This window comes from Sedimentibacter sp. MB31-C6, from assembly GCF_035934735.1.
Lineage (GTDB): Bacteria > Bacillota > Clostridia > Tissierellales > Sedimentibacteraceae > Sedimentibacter.
In genome coordinates, this window is record NZ_CP142396.1 from 2,505,320 (window position 1) to 2,524,812 (window position 19,493).

The 19,493-nt window shown below is 29.9% G+C and carries 21 protein-coding genes; 17 read left to right on the forward strand and 4 right to left on the reverse strand.

What is annotated here, in order from left to right:
- The first annotated feature begins 90 nt into the window (after positions 1 to 90).
- Positions 91 to 2,175 (forward strand): stalk domain-containing protein, encoded by a 2,085-nt coding sequence (locus tag U8307_RS11800; protein ID WP_326908132.1) that lies wholly within the window; start codon positions 91 to 93, stop codon positions 2,173 to 2,175.
- Positions 2,176 to 2,312: 137 nt separating this feature from the next.
- A complete protein-coding gene (gene megL / locus U8307_RS11805) occupies positions 2,313 to 3,512 on the forward strand; it encodes a methionine gamma-lyase (protein ID WP_326908134.1) in 1,200 nt (399 codons plus the stop codon).
- A gap of 127 nt (positions 3,513 to 3,639) precedes the next feature.
- On the opposite strand, the gene U8307_RS11810 is transcribed toward megL, so the two are convergent.
- Both U8307_RS11810 and U8307_RS11815 read right to left on the reverse strand, forming a co-directional pair.
- Positions 3,640 to 3,780 carry a YvrJ family protein gene (locus U8307_RS11810; protein WP_326908136.1) on the reverse strand — a complete coding sequence of 47 codons (141 nt, stop codon included), beginning with the start codon at positions 3,778 to 3,780 and terminating at the stop codon, positions 3,640 to 3,642.
- A complete protein-coding gene (locus tag U8307_RS11815; RefSeq protein WP_326908138.1) occupies positions 3,773 to 4,369 on the reverse strand; it encodes an RNA polymerase sigma factor in 597 nt (198 codons plus the stop codon). Before U8307_RS11815 ends, U8307_RS11810 begins: the two co-directional genes overlap by 8 nt.
- A gap of 170 nt (positions 4,370 to 4,539) precedes the next feature.
- On the opposite strand from U8307_RS11815, the gene U8307_RS11820 reads away from it, so the two are divergent.
- From U8307_RS11820 to ftsH, 8 genes are all read left to right on the forward strand, one after another.
- Complete coding sequence (locus U8307_RS11820; RefSeq protein ID WP_326908140.1) at positions 4,540 to 5,007, forward strand: hypothetical protein; 468 nt, start codon at positions 4,540 to 4,542, stop codon at positions 5,005 to 5,007.
- A 176-nt stretch (positions 5,008 to 5,183) separates the two neighbouring features.
- Positions 5,184 to 5,456: a sporulation protein YabP gene (yabP, locus tag U8307_RS11825; protein ID WP_326908142.1), complete on the forward strand. Its 273-nt coding sequence runs from the start codon at positions 5,184 to 5,186 to the stop codon at positions 5,454 to 5,456.
- 7 nt (positions 5,457 to 5,463) lie between these two features.
- Positions 5,464 to 6,072, forward strand: coding sequence for a spore cortex biosynthesis protein YabQ (gene yabQ, locus U8307_RS11830; RefSeq protein ID WP_326908144.1), 609 nt, complete (start codon positions 5,464 to 5,466; stop codon positions 6,070 to 6,072).
- Entirely contained in the window at positions 6,020 to 6,481 is a 462-nt protein-coding gene (locus U8307_RS11835) for an FtsB family cell division protein (protein ID WP_326908146.1), read from the forward strand. The genes yabQ and U8307_RS11835 overlap by 53 nt, the downstream gene beginning before the upstream one ends.
- A gap of 113 nt (positions 6,482 to 6,594) precedes the next feature.
- A complete protein-coding gene (locus U8307_RS11840) occupies positions 6,595 to 8,127 on the forward strand; it encodes a SpoIIE family protein phosphatase (RefSeq protein ID WP_326908148.1) in 1,533 nt (510 codons plus the stop codon).
- Positions 8,128 to 8,312: 185 nt separating this feature from the next.
- Positions 8,313 to 9,707, forward strand: coding sequence for a tRNA lysidine(34) synthetase TilS (gene tilS, locus U8307_RS11845; protein WP_326908150.1), 1,395 nt, complete (start codon positions 8,313 to 8,315; stop codon positions 9,705 to 9,707).
- Complete coding sequence (hpt, locus tag U8307_RS11850) at positions 9,691 to 10,230, forward strand: hypoxanthine phosphoribosyltransferase (protein ID WP_326908152.1); 540 nt, start codon at positions 9,691 to 9,693, stop codon at positions 10,228 to 10,230. The genes tilS and hpt overlap by 17 nt, the downstream gene beginning before the upstream one ends.
- A gap of 110 nt (positions 10,231 to 10,340) precedes the next feature.
- Positions 10,341 to 12,152, forward strand: coding sequence for an ATP-dependent zinc metalloprotease FtsH (ftsH, locus tag U8307_RS11855; RefSeq protein ID WP_326911600.1), 1,812 nt, complete (start codon positions 10,341 to 10,343; stop codon positions 12,150 to 12,152).
- Positions 12,153 to 12,216: 64 nt separating this feature from the next.
- Here ftsH and U8307_RS11860 read toward each other — a convergent pair whose 3' ends face one another.
- Entirely contained in the window at positions 12,217 to 12,567 is a 351-nt protein-coding gene (locus tag U8307_RS11860; RefSeq protein ID WP_326908154.1) for a YmaF family protein, read from the reverse strand.
- A 412-nt stretch (positions 12,568 to 12,979) separates the two neighbouring features.
- On the opposite strand from U8307_RS11860, the gene U8307_RS11865 reads away from it, so the two are divergent.
- From U8307_RS11865 to mce, 4 genes are all read left to right on the forward strand, one after another.
- Positions 12,980 to 14,659 carry an acyl-CoA mutase large subunit family protein gene (locus tag U8307_RS11865; RefSeq protein ID WP_326908156.1) on the forward strand — a complete coding sequence of 560 codons (1,680 nt, stop codon included), beginning with the start codon at positions 12,980 to 12,982 and terminating at the stop codon, positions 14,657 to 14,659.
- Between the two features lie 18 nt (positions 14,660 to 14,677).
- On the forward strand, positions 14,678 to 15,070 hold the full coding sequence (locus tag U8307_RS11870; RefSeq protein ID WP_326908158.1) for a cobalamin B12-binding domain-containing protein: 393 nt from the start codon (positions 14,678 to 14,680) through the stop codon (positions 15,068 to 15,070).
- A 125-nt stretch (positions 15,071 to 15,195) separates the two neighbouring features.
- A complete protein-coding gene (gene meaB, locus U8307_RS11875) occupies positions 15,196 to 16,116 on the forward strand; it encodes a methylmalonyl Co-A mutase-associated GTPase MeaB (RefSeq protein ID WP_326911602.1) in 921 nt (306 codons plus the stop codon).
- Positions 16,117 to 16,127: 11 nt separating this feature from the next.
- Positions 16,128 to 16,529 carry a methylmalonyl-CoA epimerase gene (gene mce / locus U8307_RS11880; RefSeq protein WP_326908160.1) on the forward strand — a complete coding sequence of 134 codons (402 nt, stop codon included), beginning with the start codon at positions 16,128 to 16,130 and terminating at the stop codon, positions 16,527 to 16,529.
- 65 nt (positions 16,530 to 16,594) lie between these two features.
- Here the strand turns inward: mce and U8307_RS11885 are convergent, their stop codons facing one another.
- The gene (locus U8307_RS11885; RefSeq protein ID WP_326908162.1) at positions 16,595 to 16,987 is read right to left on the reverse strand and encodes a MazG nucleotide pyrophosphohydrolase domain-containing protein; all 393 of its coding nucleotides are present in this window, start codon (positions 16,985 to 16,987) and stop codon (positions 16,595 to 16,597) included.
- Positions 16,988 to 17,169: 182 nt separating this feature from the next.
- Between U8307_RS11885 and U8307_RS11890 the strand changes: the two genes are divergently transcribed.
- The 3 genes from U8307_RS11890 to ftsX all read left to right on the forward strand — a co-directional run bounded on the left by U8307_RS11890 (position 17,170) and on the right by ftsX (position 19,492).
- The gene (locus tag U8307_RS11890; protein WP_326908164.1) at positions 17,170 to 17,607 is read left to right on the forward strand and encodes a protease complex subunit PrcB family protein; all 438 of its coding nucleotides are present in this window, start codon (positions 17,170 to 17,172) and stop codon (positions 17,605 to 17,607) included.
- A 303-nt stretch (positions 17,608 to 17,910) separates the two neighbouring features.
- Positions 17,911 to 18,606 (forward strand): cell division ATP-binding protein FtsE, encoded by a 696-nt coding sequence (gene ftsE, locus U8307_RS11895; RefSeq protein ID WP_326911603.1) that lies wholly within the window; start codon positions 17,911 to 17,913, stop codon positions 18,604 to 18,606.
- Positions 18,587 to 19,492 carry a permease-like cell division protein FtsX gene (gene ftsX / locus U8307_RS11900; protein ID WP_326908166.1) on the forward strand — a complete coding sequence of 302 codons (906 nt, stop codon included), beginning with the start codon at positions 18,587 to 18,589 and terminating at the stop codon, positions 19,490 to 19,492. Before ftsE ends, ftsX begins: the two co-directional genes overlap by 20 nt.
- The last annotated feature ends 1 nt before the right edge of the window (position 19,493 follow it).

The following is a 19,493-nucleotide window of genomic DNA, read 5'->3' on the forward strand; positions in this document are numbered from 1 at the left end:
ATTATGAAAAAATTATATGGTATAATATAGTCATAAGCAAAAGAAGTATTGGCTTAAGGCGTGGGGCAAATTTAATTGAGGAGTGTAAAAATGGCAAGAAGAAATAATCTATTTAAATGGCGGTATATAATATCATTTATGATGGTATTGTTATTACCTTTGTTGGTTACGCCAGATGTATTGGCAAACAGTTCTATTAAATTAATGGTAGATGGAGAGGACATTATTGCTACTCCAGAACCATTCATTCAAAATGATAGAACTTTAGTACCTATTCGTATTATTTCAGAAGAATTAGGTGCGCAAGTTAATTGGGATAATGATGATAGAACTGTCGAAATTATTAAAGATGACATGTCGGTGTTGTTGAGAATTGACAGTTATTTAATAGAGTACAATACGAATAATGAGAAAATATATAATTTAAGTGATGTTCCTGCTCAGATTATTGATGAACGTACATTCGTGCCTTTGAGAGTTGTTAGTAATGCATTAGGAGTAGGGATAGAATGGGATGATTTATCAAGAATGGTTTATATTGATTCTACTAAAAGTTCTAATATAGAAAATTTTTTTGACATACAAATTTCATCTGTAAACTCTGGACAAGTTATTAATGGTACTATAAATTTGAAATCAGTAATGTCAAATATAGAAAAAGCATCAGAAATAAAATACATATTGCTTAATAGAGATACTGCTAAAGGCTTTGTTATAGCTAGAGGAACTGATTTAGAAGCATCTTTTAAATGGAATCCAAGTATAGAGGATAATGGACAGAAGATACTTGTGGCTGCAATTTATGGCAGTAATGGAACGTTGTTGGCTGGTGATGCTATACCAGTAGAAGTAAACATAATTCCAAAAGTATATTTAAATGGAATGTACGAAAATCAGATAATAAAAAATTCAACTGAAATTAGTGCTAATTTGAACTTTACTCCTGCTTATGTAAAATATGAGATGATTCATAGCAGTACTGGCGATGTATATATATCACCTAAATGGGATCCTGAAGGTTCTTTTACAATGATTCCTGTAATGGAGGATAATGGTTATTTAGCTATTAAGGTAATAGCTTACGATATTAATGATAATTCTTATCCCAGTGATGCTGTAACTGTTAATGTTAATGTTTCTCCTCAAGTATCATTGAGAGGAGTTTCTAATTGGCAATCTATTGATGGACCTATAACTTTGCGTGCTTCAACAAACTTTAATGTAAGTGAAACTGAATATATAATGAGGGATACAATAACAGGTTCAGAAATTACATTATCCAAAGAAGGCTTTGGAAGCTACACATTGTTTCCTGGTCCTGATATGGCTGGGAAAAAGGAACTTTACGTAAAAGTAAAGGATACTATGGGACAAACATATACTAGTGCTCCTGTTTATGTTAATGTGTCTGGAACTCCTAAACTTTTGCTCAAGGGAATAGGACCTAATCAGGTTGTTACTGGAGATTTTGAACTTAATGTTTTAAGTAATGTTACGTTAGATAGTTTAAAATATACTATGGTTAACACAGTAACTGGAGTAGAAAGGGATATTGATAATGGGTATACACCTAGTCAAGGAGATACTGGAACATGGAAAATTAAAGCGGAAGGTATTTATAATTCGAATAAAAAAATAGAATCAGAATATGTTCAATTCACTATATATCAAAATAAAATATATGGACCTTTGCCAATAATAGAAAAAAATAAATTTATTGATATGGCTTCTGAATTAGCTAAAGATACATATGAAGATACAGGTATGTCTGCTGCTTTACAGACAGCTCAGGCAATACTTGAGACAGGATGGGGACAAAGTGTTCCAGTAGATAAGTATTCGGGACAATTTTCTTATAATTTATTCGGAATTAAGGGATCTGGTTCTGCAGGGTCAGTTATTTCTAATACATGGGAAGAATACAATGGTGTAGCTTATAGAGTTGATGATTATTTTAGAGCTTATAATAATATTAACGAAAGTTGGGATGACCATAATAAGTTGCTTCTTACAGCTGATAGATATAGTATCTATAGAGATGTTATGTATGATAGCAGTAAAGGTGCTTGGGCTTTAAGAAGAGCAGGATATGCTACAGATTCGCAATATCCAATTAAACTAATCGATATAATTAATCGTTATAATCTAAAAGCTTTAGACGAAATAGGGATATAAAAGTGTTCTAATTAAGTTAGCCTCCTAACATTTTAGGAGGTTACTTTTTTCTTGCATATTCTTTTGAGTTAGTATAGAATATACATGAAAACGTTTTTAATGAATAAATATGTAATAATAATATAAGGAGGATTTTAATGGATAAGGAGAAATTAAGCAAGATGGGTTTTTCGACAAGAGCGGTTCATGCTGGTTATCAAAAAAATGAATATGGTGCTTTAGCTACTCCAATTTATCAAACATCAACTTTTATATTTGATTCTGCAGAACAAGGGGGTAAAAGGTTCGCATTAGAAGAAGATGGCTATATTTATACAAGGCTTGGCAATCCAACTAATACTCAAGTTGAAAATAAACTTGCAAATTTAGAAAATGCGGAAGCTGCAGTATCAATGGGTTCAGGTATGGGAGCAATTACTTCTGTTCTTTGGGCAGCTTTAAAAAGTGGGGATCATGTATTGGCAGCAAAAACATTATATGGATGCACTTTTGCTTTTTTAAATCACGGATTATCAAGATTTGGAGTTGAAACTTCATTTATTGATATGTCTGATCCTGAAAATGTAAGAAGAGCTATAAGGCCAAATACAAAAGTTATTTATTTAGAAAGTCCTGCGAATCCAAATATGCTTATTTCTGACATTGAAGAAATTTCTAAAATAGCACATGAATTAGAGGGCTGTATTGTTGTAGTAGATAATACTTATTGTACACCTTATATTCAAAGGCCGCTGGAATTAGGTGCAGATGTAGTAGTTCATTCTGCCACTAAATATTTAAACGGTCATGGTGATGTTATAGCAGGATTTGCTGCTGGTAAACAGGAGTTTATAAATGAAGTTAGACTTGTTGGAATTAAAGATATGACAGGTTCTGTTCTTAGTCCATTTGATGCATATTTAATAAATAGAGGAATGAAAACATTAGAAATAAGGATAAAGAAACATTGCTCGAATGCTCAGAAGGTTGCACAGTTCCTAGAAGAACACCCTGCTATAGATAATGTTAGTTATCCAGGATTAAAGAGTTTTCCACAATATGATTTGGCTAAAAAGCAAATGAAGTTGCCTGGAGCTATGATTGCCTTTGAGGTTAAGGGGGGACTTAAAGCAGGTAGAACCTTGATGAATACAGTTGAATTGTGTGCTTTGGCAGTAAGTTTAGGAGATACTGAAACGTTAATTCAGCATCCTGCTTCGATGACACATTCACCATATACTCCTGAAGAAAGAGCTTTATCTGGTATTTCGGAAGGGTTAGTAAGATTGTCAATTGGATTAGAAGATGTCGAAGATATAATAGAAGATTTAAAACAGGCATTAGATAAACTGATATAACTTCTTTTCAATATTCTGTAGGGGACGCATTGTATGCGTCCCGCGGTTTGCATACAATGCAAACCCTACAAGTGAAATCGAAGTAGATTCATTATTCGTTTCCAACGTAGGCGACACAAGACCTTATTTACATGCTTTTTATGGCGGTAGTTAGCTCATGGATTGATTCTGTCAATTCAGATAGTTTTTTTTCAATTCTCACTAAAAGGTATACTGCCACTACAATTGGAAATCCAAAATTTCCTATAAGTGTTAATATTTCATCCATTTCTTTCACCTCCATGAGTCACATTCATAAATTTCCTTAATTTTTTTATAGCTATATATTTTGAACTGATAGCTGTTCTATAAGCTATATTTAATTTATTTGAAATTTGTTTCATACTTAATTTTTCGTTGTAATATAAATTAAGTATAGTTTGCTCCTTTATAGATAATTTCGCTATTTCTTGTGATAGTTCTTTCTTTTCCTCATGTTCGATTATATCTTTAAGTAAATCGTATTGACTATCAATAATATCTTCATATTCGATATTCATATCTTCCATTGTATTATTTAAGCTGATTGTTTTTCTAAGATTTTTAGTATTTCTAAAATAATTTTTATAAAAGTAGTCAATATTAGATTTTACATGTCTTAGAAAGTGTACTTGGCGATTTTCATCATAACTCTTAAGTGACTGCAATATTACAATATACCCTTCTTGAGTTAAATCTTCTATATTGTTATCTGATTCTTGATAATACTTGTATATATTTTTATAAATAAGTGGATGTAATTTTAATAGCAAAGTTTCCTGACAATTCATGTCCCCATTTAATGCTTCTTGAATAATATAGTTAATATCAGAGTCCATTATATCATCTCCTTACTGACAAATGTTTGCTAGTAATTGAATTATATATTAATAAAAAAATTTAGTAAAATCAGGAGTATAATATAATTGAAGAAGGAATCTGATAAGTTTTCAACATTTTAATTTTATTGAAATTTAAATATAAAAATGTTTTAAGGAAAGTGTATTATATGAAAAAGTTATTGAAATCTAACAAAATTGATGCTATGCTGCCAATTTACCTGGATGATTTAGGAAATTGCACGGAAATTATTACTTCTGCAGAATCTTTTATCAAAACTGTAACAATTGAAACGTGCGTAAAGAATTTGGCAGATTATTATAATATAAGCTTGTTTCACAATAGAATAAACTATGGAGCTGAACTTGGCATTACTAACAAAGTTCCAGTTGTAATAAATGACGAATTGATATACATTTATATCAATGTTCGTAAACCTTTACTTGATCATGATGCTGCGTACGGTTTTATAGATGTTAATTCAATAGAAGAGGAATTTAAAGAAAACGGCAAAGCCGCTATTCTAATGAAATCTGGTAGGGTAATACAAACACGGCAAAGCATTCAGTCTCTAAAAAGAGCAATGCTAAATGCTAGACTGGCTAAAGATATTTATAAAGAAAGACATCATAAGTAATTTTAAAAAATGTTGATGAGGATTTGTGCAACGCACAAATTCTCACTTTAACTTTGTTTACTATTGTTCGTTAATGTTTAAGCACTACTAAAACACTGGTTATATTTAAATTAAGTCAAACATATAATTAATAAACTAGCTCTATGTGAGCTTGATTAAGTTTAGGGGGATTTTTTATGGATGAAAAAACTGTACAAAGCATACTGCTAGAAAATAAAGAAACACTTAATGTAACAGGTGTAGAGAATGTGGATAACTTTAATGATGAAGTTGTAGTGTTGATTACCTTGAAAGGCAAGTTAACAATTAAGGGGGAGAAACTTAACATAAGTAAGCTTAATGTAGATGAAGGCAAGCTTATTGTTAAAGGAACTATTAACTCATTGATTTATTCTGATTATGAAGGTCAAAAAGAAAAAGTAAGCTTAGTTAAAAAATTGTTTAGGTAATATTATTATGGATTTTTTACCTTATTCTCAAGAATATATGCTTATAGTATCTGTAATGGGTGGAATGTTTCTTGGATTCATTTGGGATATATACAGGCTTATTAGGTATTATGTAAAACTTGGTTCTATAGGCACAGCAGTTGGTGATCTTGTTTATTGGATAATTAGTATTTATATAAGCATTAAGTTAATATTTGATATTAGCTATGGAAATGTTAGATTTTTTATATTAATGGGATTTTTATTAGGTGCGCTTTTATATTTTTATGGCATAAGCAATTATATCCTAAAGCTCTTTATATTAATAATTGATATACTCTTAAGGTATATTAAAAGAATTATTTCTTTTATGGTCTATCCATTGAAATTTGTTGTAAAAAAAATAAAAGCAGTTTTATATCCTATAAAATTAAAAATTAAAAAAATAATAGATAAAACTAAGCGAAGATATAAATTTTTTAAGTTTAAGCTAAAAAAGGTTTCCAGAAATAGAAAATTGTTATATAATAGAAGGAAACATACTAAAAGGATAAACAAAAGAAAAAGAAAGGAGCAAAAGCGAAGTGAAAGAAGATCAAAAAAAAATAATAGAGTTGAAAAGAAAAATAAATCATGATGATTTTCGAAGACAAGAAAGAGAAATAAAAGAACAAAAAAAATATAAAAAGCTTGAGACTCCTAAAAAAAAGAAAAAAAAATTTAATTTAGTTAATGTTATTTTTACTATTTTTGTTTTATATTTTGCATATACAGCTTTTAATCAATATAAACTAATAGATGAATTAGATGGACAAATTGCTGAAAAAAATTCAATTAAATCTGAAACGATAAATAGCATTGAAGAATTAAAGGAAGATGTTGAAAAAATAAATAATGATGAAAAGCTATTGGAGTTAGTAGAAAAAATAGCTAGAGATCAGTATAAAATGGTAAAACCTAACGAAATTATCTATATAGACAAAAATAAAAATGATAATAAATTTATTAAAGGTATCGGTTTTGGAGGAGATATGATAGATGAATAATTTGAATTATCATATTTAATTTTTCAGTGTTTTTTATTTAAAATCATATTTTGACAGTATTTTACAAATCCTTCTGCTATTATAAAGAGTATTAATAGTAGGGGTGGGATATTATGTTAGATAAAGCAAAAGAAAAAACATTTAAAAAAGAATTTATACACATTAAAGAAAATTGGTTAATATTTTTAGTGTGTTTTTTTATTTCAAGATATAGTATAATTGAAGAAATTTTTCCTTTCGCAATTATAGTTTTAAGTACCTATTGTTATAACAGAGGACCGTCAATATCCATGTTATTGGTAATGCTTCTAGCAATATTTAGTATTCAATTAAATTTTGTTTATAGTGTAATATTAATTGCTATTTATTTGTTTTTTTATAGTTTTAGAAATGAAGAACAAAAATCGGTTTTATTAATTTCTGTTTATGGAGCTGCTGTTTTATTTTTTTCAAAAACTGCAATTCTTGTTTTTGGAGAATTTAACATAAATAGCTTTATGCTTAATATTTTTGAAGCATTATTTATTTTTAGCAGTATAGCATTGATAAATGATGGTATTAAGATTATTAAAGAAAAAAAATATATTAATAGAAAAAAAAGCATAACTAAATCTAAAGATGAAAGTTCTGAGTTAAACAGAATACCTAAATCTATAATGGAAGCAGCTTCTACTTCAGTTTCAAATGACAAGCCTTTTTTAATGAAACAAAGAAGAAGTAGAAGTAGTAATAAGAAAAAAAAGTTTAATTTATTTTCGGATAAAGCTAAAAATAAAATAAAGGAACAATTGTTATGGCAAAATATGAATCTTAAGTTCTTTGAAGTAATGTCAGGAAATGGAGATTCTATTATATTAAGTTTGACTGTAAAAACTGAGAAAACACCGGAAGAAACAGAAGCGGCTATTGTCCTTATAGTTAGAAATTTAAGCGGTATAAAAGTTAAGTGTGTCGAAAGAGTTATAGCATCTCCAAATTATTATGTGCTTAAATTTAAAAATATTAAAAGAGTAAAAATTAGAACTTATAATGCTACTGCAATAAAGGATGGAAGTCCTGTATCAGGTGATTCATTTGCATATGAAGGAAGAAGCGATAAATATTATACTGTTCTTTGCGACGGCATTGGTTCAGGGCAAGAAGCCTTTGATGAAAGTAATGTTGCAGTAGATTTATTATCAAGTTTTATAAATGCTGATTTTTCCGAAGAACAAGTAATAAAAACATTGAATTCTATTTTAATGCTTAAATTTGAGGATGAAAGATACGTAACGTTTGATTTAAATATTATAGATTATAGTAAAAAGGAAATTCGACTTTACAAAGCTGGAGCAGCACCAACATATATTTTAAGTGGTGGAACAGTAGATAAAATAGTTGGCAAGAGCTTACCGATGGGTATACTAGAAAACTTTGATTATAATGTTTTTAAAAGAGTTATTAGAAAGGGCGATATTATTGTAATGATATCTGATGGTATTGTCGACTCCGTAAATATGGATGTTAAAAAGTCCTTAGAAAAATATTTAGAGATTATAATGGATAAAGATCCTCAAACAATTGCAAATTCAATATTAAGTTATGCATTAAGAGGTAGAAAAGAAGTTATGGATGATATGACAGTTTTAGTTACAATAATAGATTAAATATAAATAATAGTGAAGAATCTCTTGAGTATTGAAATCATGAGATTCTTCAATTGAATTTAAGAATTACAATAAAGCTTAGTTTAGGCGATGCCTAAATTTTTTTATTTAATTTGTGAAATTTATTTTTAAAATATCTATTTTGTGGTATAATTTAAGGTATGTAAACATTAATGAGGAATATTATGTATAATTTAGTTAAAAGAAATATATTGGATAAAAATCTAATAAAGAATGGTGATAATATTTTAATAGGCTTATCAGGCGGGCCTGATTCTATTTTTTTGTTTCATAATTTAAGGTTATTAAAGGAAACATTAAGTTTTAATTTATATGCTTCACATATAAATCATATGTATCGTGGACAAGATGCTCAGCATGATGAGGATTTTGTTAGGTCTTTATGTAGTTCCTATGGTATTAAGCTGTTTGTAAAGAGAAAAAATGCTTCGGATTATGCTAATGAACTCAAAGTTACAGAAGAAGAAGCTGGTAGAATACTGAGGTATAACTTTTTTAGGGAAAATTTAAATGAAATAGGTGGAGGAAAAATAGCTGTAGCTCATAATCTTAATGACCAAGCAGAAACTGTTTTGCAACGAATCATAAGAGGAAGCGGAATCGATGGGTTAAGTGCTATGTCATTTATTAAAGATGATTTAATCAGACCAATATTAAATGTTCAAAGATATGAAATAGAAAAATACTTGTATGATAATAACTATGAATTTTGCATAGATAAAACAAATAGTCAGGATATTTACGGAAGAAATAAGATTAGATTAAACTTAATACCTTATCTTGAAAAGGACTTTAATCCCAATATTCAGAATACATTATATAGAATGTCTGAAGTAATGAAAAGGGACAGTAAAATAATCTCAAAGTATATTAATTCTAAGTATAAAGATTCTTTATTAGAAGTGGATAATAATAAAGTTGTTTTAGATTTTGAGAAATTAAAAAGTATGGAAGATTATGAAACAGGAAGAATTATTAGGCAAGGGATAGAGGAATTAAAGGGAAATACTAATAATATTGAAATGAAGCATATTGAATATATTAATGAATTTATAAAAAATGGGAAGACAGGAAAAACAATAAATTTAACAGAAGGGTTTACAATTAGTATAAGCTATGGTAAATTTATTGTTAGGAAAATTGTTGAAAATACTTCTAGCTTTATATATAATATTATAACGGATGAACCTATATTTATTAAAGAGGTAGGTAAGACTATATTACTTAAAGTATTGGAATATGAAGAGTTTAATCCTAAAGATAATTTAGGTATAAGTCTTGATTATGGTCTTATTGAAGGAAAATTAAAAGTAAGAAATAGGAGACATGGAGATAGTATTGTTCCTTGTGGCATGAAAGGTAGCAAAAAGATAAAGGATATATTTATTGATATGAAAGTTCCTACTTTTGAAAGAGACAAAAAGTTAATAATAGCTGATGACTGTAATATATTATGGTTGGAAGGTTTTAGAATTCATAACAGATATAAAGTTTCATCTTCAACAAAAAAAATATTAAACATAACTGTATGGGAGGACAAAAATGAACAAGGATATTAAAGAAATACTTATTGATGAAGATATATTACAATCTAAAGTCAGAGAACTTGGAATGAAAATAACAGAAGATTATAGAGGTAAGGACTTGCATTTGATATGTGTTTTAAAAGGTGCTGTTATTTTTTTAAGTGATTTGATGAAAAGAATTGAGCTACCTTTAGATATAGATTTTATGGCTATTTCAAGTTATGGTTCAGGGACTAAGTCCTCTGGAGTAGTAAGAATCTTAAAGGATTTAGATGCTGGAATAGAAGGGAAAGATGTATTAATAGTTGAAGATATAATTGATTCAGGATTGACTTTGTCATATTTAATGGAAAATTTAAAGGCTAGAGGTCCTAAATCAGTTGAAATATGTACTATTTTAGATAAACCAAGTAGAAGGACTATCGATTTAAATATTAAATATACTGGCTTCCAAGTTCCAGATGAATTTGTAGTTGGTTATGGTCTGGATTATGATGAAAAGTACAGAAATCTGCCTTATATAGCAGTATTAAAAGAAGAAATTTATAGTAATTAAGAATTTGTATTGTAGAATTAACTATAGTAATTAAAATAAAATTATGATACAATTTATTATCAAAACGCACAGTCTTATGGACTGAGAGGAGGCTGTAATTGAAAGGTTTTATGAGAAGCATCGCTATGTATATAGTTATTTTTATTGTTATTATTCTGTTGGCTCAAAATATGATAGATCCATCATCAGAAGACAATAAAATATCATATAGCGAGCTAATAGTTCAAATACAAAATAACAATATTAAGTCACTGTCATTTACTGAAAGTGACGTAAAGGGAGTATTTAAAGATGATTCATCTTTTACTTCGTATGTACCTACTATTTTCTTGTTTTCTTCAAGTTTCTATGATAATTATCTTATGGAAAAGGTTGAAACTGGTGAGATAGTTATTGAAGGGGAGCCTGTACCGGCTACACCTTTCTGGGTTCAAATATTACCTACTGTAGGGATGCTTGTTCTTTTGGGAGTTTTATGGTTTGTTTTCATGAAACAATCTCAAGGCGGAGGTGCTGGTAAAGCCATGTCCTTTGGAAAGAGTAAAGCAAAGTTGCATAAGGAAGAGGACCCTAGTAAAAAAATTACTTTTGATGATGTTGCAGGTTTAGATGAAGAAAAAGAAGAATTAAGTGAAATTGTTGATTTTTTAAAAACCCCATCAAAATTTGTGAATCTTGGAGCGCGTATACCTAAAGGTGTTTTACTTGTAGGACCTCCTGGAACTGGTAAAACATATTTATCAAAATCTGTATCTGGAGAAGCTGGAGTACCTTTTTTTAGCATAAGTGGTTCTGATTTTGTAGAAATGTTTGTTGGTGTTGGAGCATCAAGGGTTAGAGATTTATTCGAGCAAGCTAAAAAAAATGCACCATGTATAGTATTTATAGATGAAATTGATGCTGTTGGTAGAAGAAGAGGCGCTGGAATGGGTGGCGGAAATGACGAAAGAGAACAGACATTAAATCAATTATTGGTTGAAATGGATGGATTCTCAGGTAATGAAGGAATTATTATTATTGCTGCAACGAACAGACCTGATATTCTAGACCCAGCATTAATGAGACCAGGTAGATTTGACAGACAAGTTCATGTTGGATTGCCAGATGTAAGAGCTAGGGAAGAAATTTTGAAAATTCATGTTAAAAAGAAGCCTTTAGCTGAAGACATCGATTTAGAAATAGTTGCAAAGCGTACACCTGGTTTTACACCTGCAGATTTAGAAAATGCTATGAATGAAGCAGCTTTGTTAACTGCAAGGCAAAATAAAGAATTGATAACTATGGATATTATTGAAGAGGCTATTACAAAGGTAATAGCAGGTCCAGAGAAAAGAAGTAAAGTAATAAGTGAGAATGAAAAGAAATTGACAGCATACCATGAGGCTGGTCATGCAGTTGTTGCTAGATTGTCATCTAAGAAAGATCCTGTTCATATGATTACAATAATACCTAGAGGTGGTGCTGGAGGATTTACTATGTACCTTCCGGAAGAGGATAAATCATATGCTTCAAAGGCAGACATGGAAGACAATATTGTTCGCTTATTAGGAGGAAGAGTAGCAGAAAAATTGGCACTTGATGATATTTCAACAGGAGCATCTAACGATATAGAAAGAGCAACTAAAATTGCTCGGGCTATGGTTACTACTTATGGTATGAGTGATAAACTTGGTCCAATGGCTTATGGAACAAATGATGATGAAGTATTTTTAGGCAGAGATTTTAATAAAATTAGGAATTACAGTGAAGAAGTTGCTGCAAAGATAGACGACGAAATGCGAACGATTATAGATACTGCATATCTGAAGACAGAAAAGTTATTAAGTGAAAATATGGAAAAATTAGAAAGGGTTGCACAAGCTCTTCTTGAAAAAGAAACAATAACGGGGAAAGAATTCGAAACATTGTTTGAAGGAGTTTAATTTAATACAATTTTAACAGTAAGGGCGAGATCATAATCTCGCCCTTTGTTTTTTAAAATAACAGTTAGCATCTAATAGGTTCTTCAGTATCTGTTGCTACTATAACACAATGTCTATGTCCATCGTTGCAAGATGTAGGATCTTTTATTAAGTGAATGTGTTCACCAAAACCTGATTGTATAGCTGGACCAGTTTTTCCACAAAACTTGTGACAATGGCAATCATCAATGCTAGTTTTAAATTCTACTTCATGAATGTGACTATCTCTGCAAGGAATCGCCCTACCTGTTGTAGTTTCAAAACAATGGGTGTGTCTGTCGCGGCCTCTACCTGCTGGTGAAACTAAACCTTCTACATCATGTACATGTTGTTTTGAATAATCAGATTGTATATTGTTATCATTGCTATAACTCATTTCGCATGCTCCTTTAATTTCATGTTTACCACCTTTATTAGTGGCATTTTGATTAACTTATAATGGTTGTACTAAATATTTCTATAATATAATATGTACAAATTACTCATATGTGATTGAAATATATAGTGCAAATTAACAAAAAATGGATTTGAGCTATGACAGCACATAAAAATAATTTTTATTTGTAAGGATTTTAAATAGTTTAAATAAATATAATAAAACATTGTCAATGTTGAAATATTAATGAATTTTTTAATTGCTAGGATGCGTGGATGATTTTATGTTGCAATTTTTAATGCAAGTTTAAAAAAAGGGAAATCTTTTTGACGGAATATCTTGCAAATTTAATTAATTTGGATTATATTAATTAAAGAATATACTTGTTAAAGCTCAATAAATGGAGGTAAGCATGTTGGAAAAAGAAAAACTTTCTCAGTTAAAAACAGCAAGAGAAGATTGGGAAGAAAAGGTATTAAACAAATCACTTAGTAAAAAACCAGAAAGCAAGGCTGAGTTTAAAACTGGCTCAGGAGATAATGTAGAAAGACTTTATACTCCGGAAGATATAACAGATATTGATTATGAAAATGAAATTGGTTATCCTGGTCAATATCCATTTACCAGAGGTTATCAGCCTACTATGTACAGAGGTAAAAATTGGACTATGAGGATGTATGCAGGGTTTGCTACTGCAGAAAAATCAAATGAAAGATACAAATATCTAGTTGATCAAGGTTCAACTGGTTTATCTGTAGCTTTTGATTTACCTACTCAAATTGGTTATGATTCAGATCATTCGTTATCACAAGGTGAAGTTGGTAAGGTTGGTGTTGCCATAGATTCATTAAAAGATATGGAAATACTTTTTGATGGGATTCCTTTGGATAAAGTTAGTACATCTATGACTATAAATGCACCTGCTGCAGTTCTTTTAGCTATGTATATAGCAGTTGCAGAAAAACAGGGTGTAACTCCAGATAAATTAAGAGGTACAATTCAAAATGATATATTAAAAGAATACATAGCAAGGGGAACATATATATTCCCTACAGAACCATCAATGAGATTAATTACTAATATATTTGAATATTGCTCTAAAGAAGTTCCAAAATGGAATACAATTAGTATATCAGGATATCACATTAGAGAAGCAGGCTCAACTGCTGCACAAGAAGTAGGTTTTACTTTAGCTGATGGTATTGCATATGTTGAAGCTGCAATTAAAGCAGGGCTTGATGTTGACACTTTTGCGCCTAGATTATCATTCTTCTTTAATGCACATAATGACTTACTTGAAGAGGTAGCTAAATTTAGAGCTGCAAGAAGACTATGGGCAAAAATAATGAAAGATAGATTTAAAGCAAAAAATGAAAAATCAATGATGTTAAAGTTCCATACTCAGACAGCTGGTTGTACTCTTACAGCTCAACAGCCTGATAATAATATTATAAGAGTTGCAATGCAGGCTCTAGCAGCAGTTTTAGGAGGTACTCAATCCTTGCATACAAATTCTAGAGATGAAGCATTAGCTCTTCCAGCTGAGTCTTCAGTAACAATTGCATTGAGAACACAACAAATAATTGCAAATGAAACAGGTGTTACTAATACTGTAGACCCATTAGCTGGTTCTTATTATATTGAAGCTAAAACTAAAGAAATAGAAGAAAAAGCTATGGAATATATAAGTAAGATAGACGATTTAGGAGGAGCACCTAGGGCAATCGACCTTGGTTTCATCCAAAAAGAAATAACTGATTCTGCTTATCAATATCAAATGGAAATAGAATCTGAAGATAGAATAGTGGTTGGAGTTAATAAATTCCAAGTAAAAGAAGATTCTCCTAAAGGTTTGTTAAAAGTTGATCCAATTGTAGGAGAAATGCAGAAAAAGAAAATTGAAGATGTTAAAGCAGCAAGAAACAATGATGCAGTAAAAGAAAAACTTGAAGCATTGAGAAAAGCTTGTGAAGGTACTGAAAATGTAATGCCATTTATTTTATCAGCAGTTAGAGAATATGCTACTCTTGGTGAAATATGTGGAGTTATGAGAGAAGTTTTTGGAGAATATGAGCAGGCAGTACTGCTTTAATGTATAGGAGGATGAAAGATGAGTAAACAAATCAGAGTTTTAGTAGCTAAACCAGGTCTTGATGGACATGATAGAGGAGCAAAGTTAATTGCACGAGCTTTAAGAGATGCTGGAATGGAAGTTATATATACAGGTTTAAGACAAACACCTGAACAAATAGTTGCAGCAGCTATTCAAGAAGATGTTAATGTAATAGGAATGAGTATATTGTCTGGAGCACATAATCATTTATTCCCAAAAGTTGTTGAGCTTTTAAAAGAACAAGGAGTTAATGATATTTTAGTAGTTGGAGGCGGTGTAATTCCTGATGATGATATACCAGGATTAAAAGATGCTGGTATTGCAGAAATATTTACTCCAGGAACAACTACTACAAAGATGATAGAATACATTAAAAGTAACGTTAAATGATAAATACAATGAATATAACATATTAAAATGTAGGGGACGCATTGTATGCGTCCCGCAGTTTGCAATAATGCTAATTCTACGTTTAAGGTGGTGACAAATTGGAATTTAAGGAATTAATACAGCAAATGCTTACTGGAAATAAGAGAGCATGTGCTCGACTTATAACTGCAGTTGAAAACAATCATGAAGAAGCGGAAAAAATTATAAGAGATATACATCAATATACAGGGAATGCACATATTATAGGTATTACAGGACCTCCTGGTGCAGGTAAGAGCACACTAACTGATAAAATGGTGAAAGCTTTACTTAAAGAGGGCAAAAAGGTTGGTATTATTGCTGTAGATCCTACTAGTCCTTATTCTGGTGGTTCAATACTAGGTGATAGAATTCGTATGCAGGATTTAGCTCTTAATCCAAATGTTTTTATTAGAAGCATGGGTACTAGAGGGTACCTTGGAGGACTATCGAAGTATACTAAGAATGCAGTCAAAATACTTGATGCTGCAGGGTATGATTATATTATTATTGAAACAGTTGGTGTTGGTCAATCTGAAGTTGATATAGTAAAAACAGCTGATACAATATTAATGGTTATGGTGCCTGGCCTAGGAGACGATATTCAGTCTATAAAAGCAGGAATCATGGAGATAGGAGATATTTTTGTTATAAATAAAAGCGATTTATTTGGAGCTGATCGTACTGCTACTGAAATAAGTATGATGCTTGACTTAAATCAAAATATTGAACGCAGACCTCCTATTGTTATGGTTACAGCTGTAAAAAATGAAGGTATTGATAAGCTAATTGAGGAAACTAATGAACATATAAATTATTTGAAGGAAAGCGGTAAGTTTTTTGAAAGACGAAGAAATAATCTTAAAATAGAAATTGTTGAATTAATTGAAACTGAGTTAAGAAAAATAGTTATTTCACATACTGATAGTGAAAACAAGTTAGATAGTAAGGTAATAGAAATATTAAACAAAGAGAAAAATGTATATGACGTAAGAGATGAATTTTTAGAGTCGATTGCAAAAAAGTAGGAGGTAATTAAATGGTAAAAAAAGTTGATCATATAGGGATAGCTGTTAAAAATTTGGATGAAACGTTGAAATTCTATGAAGAAATACTTGGGCTCAAAGCAGCAGGTAAAGAAGTTGTTGATGAGCAAAAAGTTACAGTAGCCTTTTTACCTATTGGAGATACTGAAGTTGAACTTTTAGAATCAACTACTGAAGATGGAGCCATTGCAAAATTTATAGCAAAAAATGGTGAAGGTGTTCAGCATATAGCATATAAAGTAGACAATATAGAAGAAGCTATTGCTGAGATGAAGAAAAAGGGAATTAGAATGATTGATGAAAAACCAAGATATGGTGCTGGAGGAGCAAAAATAGCTTTCTGTCATCCAAAAAGCACATATGGAGTTTTGTTGGAACTATGTCAAAGAGATTAAATAATTGAATATTAAAAGGACGGCAATGCCGTCCTTTTTTTATTTTTAATATTAATTCATGCATACTAAAGTAGATTGTAAATTCCTAAAGTTTTTAAATTTCTTAGTTTTTGTTTCATAATATCATCTAAATCTAATTCTAAAGCATTACACATAGAAGCTAGATAAAACAATACATCTCCTATTTCTTCTTCTATTTTATCTTGGCACTTAGGGCACAGTTCACCTTCAATATGGGTTTTTAAATTTTCTTGATTTTCTTCTAATGTCAAATTATCTAAAAAAACTTGTTGAGATGCGTTGATTTCTATACAGCCACAATGGGTTACTGATTTAAAAACTGCTCTGTTTAACATAGAAACTTGTTCATCAAGTTTTGTAACAATATCTAAAATACTTTTATTTCTTAATTGTAAATTATCTGCGTGTTTTTGAAATTCTGCACAATCACATGACATTTTATCCACTCCTTATATTTAAATATGTCTTAGTGTCTTATATTAATTATACTTATAGACAAGCTTAAATGTCAAATACTTATTTTGAATAATCTCAAATTTAAAACATACTATTGTATGATTAGCATAAAATTAAAATATAAGAATAGAATATAGAGAGTATATATAGTAGGGGGATGTTTATGAAAAGAATTATATCAATTGTTGCGATTATTGTATTTATAGCTGCTCTTTTGTTTTTTTTCAGATACTTCAGAGGGAAGGGTGCGGAAAATGTGAGTTTTGATAAAATAGAACCAGACAGTATACCAGCACAGATAAGTGAAGTTTTGCCTAATTACAGGATGAAGGAAAAAGCTTTAGTATGTAGAATAAATGATGATATTTATGTAGTAGTAACTAGAGGAGAAAAAAATACGGCTGGTTATGATGTTGAAATTGATAGGTTAACTTTAAGTGAAGAAAATGGTGAAAAAATTTTGACTGTTTACGCAGAGTACATTGACCCTAAACCTGGTGATGTTACAGCACAAATTTTGACTTATCCTTTTACTGTTGTAAAAACAGAAATGACAGAATTACCTCAAAAAGTAGTTTTAGAAAAGGAATATGCGCATTAGTATTAAATTAATAAGCTATTGTTATATAACAGATGAGTTATTGAACTTGAATTTCTCATCTGTTGTCTTTTTTGTATGAAAAAGTTATGTTATATACAAATTTTATCAAATAAAAGCAGTTCGCTTCTTTATTCATTTCTTACACTGATACATATCTTAATTTCTCATTATTTCTATTATTTTTTTAATATTCCAAAAAAAAACATTTCATTTTCAACAAAAATAAAGTAGAATATAAAAGTAAAGGTAGATTATTTGTCAAAATATGTTATAATATATTATAGTAATTTTAGAGGTGTAGATGTGATTGAATTTAACAATGTAATAAAAACTTACAAGAAAGATTTCACGGCAGTTAAAAATATAAACTTATCTATAGCACAGGGAGAATTTTTATTTATTATAGGTAAGAGTGGTGCTGGTAAAAGTACATTAATAAAGCTTTTATTGAAAGAAATAAACCCAACTGAGGGAGTTATTAAGTATAATAATCAGAATATTACTAAAATTAGAAAGAGAAATATTTCTGAATATAGGCGAAAAATTGGATTTATATTTCAAGATTATAGATTGCTTCCGAAATTAACAGTATATGAAAACATTGCATTTGCAATGGAGATGATATGTTGTAATTCTAAAAATATAAGAAGAGAGGTTCCTTTGGTTTTAAGTATGGTTGGTCTTAGTGATAAGGCAAAATCATATCCAGATGAATTATCAGGAGGGGAACAACAAAGGGTTGCTATTGCTCGAGCAGTTATTAATAAACCTGAAACCATAATAGCAGATGAGCCCACAGGAAATCTTGACGATGATACATCCAAGGAAATTATGAAGATTTTAACCGAAATTAATAAAAGAGGAACTACTATCATTATGGCAACTCACGATAGAGATATAGTTAAAAAATATCAAAGAAGAGTAGTTGAGTTAAAAAATGGGGTTATAATCAAAGACATCAAAGCAGGGGGGTATGCAGATGAACCTAAAGAAGCTTAACTATATTTTTAAACAATCATTTAAAAGTATTTGGAGAAATCGTATGATGGGACTAGCTGCTGTTAGTTCAGTTGCGGCAGTTTTAATAATACTAGGATTTATATTAATTATAGTATTGAATATAAATAATGTAGCATTAATAACTAAAGAAACGTTTGATGAGATAGCTGTTTATATAGATGAAGATGTATCAGAAAGTAAAATTAAACAAATGGGTAAAGATTTTAAGGAGATAGATGGTGTTCTAGGTGTAGCATTCCAAACGAAAGATTATGCACTTGAACAATTAAAAGAGAATTGGGGAGAAGATTCATATCTATTAGAAGGTTTAAGAAAAAATCCATTACCTAATACTTACATAGTTCAGCTTGATGATGTCAAATATTCTGATTATGTAATTGCACAAATTGAAACTTTTGACGGGGTTGAAGAAGTACAATTTTATGAGGATGCAGTAAATAGTTTAATAGTTCTAGCTGAATTTATTAAGAAAGTTGGGACAAGTTTAATTATTATATTAATGCTTATAAGTGTATTTATTATTTCGAATACAATTAAGATTACTGTTTTAAATAGACGTAAAGAAATAGAGTTAATGCAGTATATTGGAGCAACTAATGGCTATGTAAGAGGACCTTTTATGATTGAAGGAATTATGCTTGGCGTAATTGGGTCAATTGTAGCTATTATGCTTATAATGGTTGGATATAATTATTTAATAAATTATTTGGCTGGTAGATATATTGCACTAATATCAGGCATGTCTGGTTATTTGGTGGGGGTAGAGATGATACTTAACGATCTTATAATAATATTTTTAACTATTGGCATTGGAATAGGAATATTAGGAAGTCTAATTTCATTAAAAAAATTCTTAAGTGTATAGG

What these genes read in the sequence shown, in the direction of transcription:
- U8307_RS11800 (WP_326908132.1), top strand. Translation starts at nt 91, where the DNA reads ATGGCAAGAAGAAATAATCTATTTAAATGGCGGTATATAATATCATTT.
- tilS (WP_326908150.1), top strand. Translation starts at nt 8,313, where the DNA reads ATGTATAATTTAGTTAAAAGAAATATATTGGATAAAAATCTAATAAAG.
- U8307_RS11840 (WP_326908148.1), top strand. Translation starts at nt 6,595, where the DNA reads ATGTTAGATAAAGCAAAAGAAAAAACATTTAAAAAAGAATTTATACAC.
- U8307_RS11885 (WP_326908162.1), bottom strand. Translation starts at nt 16,987, where the DNA reads ATGTCATGTGATTGTGCAGAATTTCAAAAACACGCAGATAATTTACAA.
- U8307_RS11810 (WP_326908136.1), bottom strand. Translation starts at nt 3,780, where the DNA reads ATGGATGAAATATTAACACTTATAGGAAATTTTGGATTTCCAATTGTA.
- yabQ (WP_326908144.1), top strand. Translation starts at nt 5,464, where the DNA reads ATGGATTTTTTACCTTATTCTCAAGAATATATGCTTATAGTATCTGTA.
- U8307_RS11820 (WP_326908140.1), top strand. Translation starts at nt 4,540, where the DNA reads ATGAAAAAGTTATTGAAATCTAACAAAATTGATGCTATGCTGCCAATT.
- yabP (WP_326908142.1), top strand. Translation starts at nt 5,184, where the DNA reads ATGGATGAAAAAACTGTACAAAGCATACTGCTAGAAAATAAAGAAACA.
- megL (WP_326908134.1), top strand. Translation starts at nt 2,313, where the DNA reads ATGGATAAGGAGAAATTAAGCAAGATGGGTTTTTCGACAAGAGCGGTT.
- U8307_RS11865 (WP_326908156.1), top strand. Translation starts at nt 12,980, where the DNA reads ATGTTGGAAAAAGAAAAACTTTCTCAGTTAAAAACAGCAAGAGAAGAT.
- mce (WP_326908160.1), top strand. Translation starts at nt 16,128, where the DNA reads ATGGTAAAAAAAGTTGATCATATAGGGATAGCTGTTAAAAATTTGGAT.
- meaB (WP_326911602.1), top strand. Translation starts at nt 15,196, where the DNA reads ATGCTTACTGGAAATAAGAGAGCATGTGCTCGACTTATAACTGCAGTT.
- U8307_RS11870 (WP_326908158.1), top strand. Translation starts at nt 14,678, where the DNA reads ATGAGTAAACAAATCAGAGTTTTAGTAGCTAAACCAGGTCTTGATGGA.
- ftsX (WP_326908166.1), top strand. Translation starts at nt 18,587, where the DNA reads ATGAACCTAAAGAAGCTTAACTATATTTTTAAACAATCATTTAAAAGT.
- hpt (WP_326908152.1), top strand. Translation starts at nt 9,691, where the DNA reads ATGAACAAGGATATTAAAGAAATACTTATTGATGAAGATATATTACAA.
- U8307_RS11815 (WP_326908138.1), bottom strand. Translation starts at nt 4,369, where the DNA reads ATGGACTCTGATATTAACTATATTATTCAAGAAGCATTAAATGGGGAC.
- U8307_RS11890 (WP_326908164.1), top strand. Translation starts at nt 17,170, where the DNA reads ATGAAAAGAATTATATCAATTGTTGCGATTATTGTATTTATAGCTGCT.
- U8307_RS11860 (WP_326908154.1), bottom strand. Translation starts at nt 12,567, where the DNA reads ATGAGTTATAGCAATGATAACAATATACAATCTGATTATTCAAAACAA.
- ftsH (WP_326911600.1), top strand. Translation starts at nt 10,341, where the DNA reads ATGAGAAGCATCGCTATGTATATAGTTATTTTTATTGTTATTATTCTG.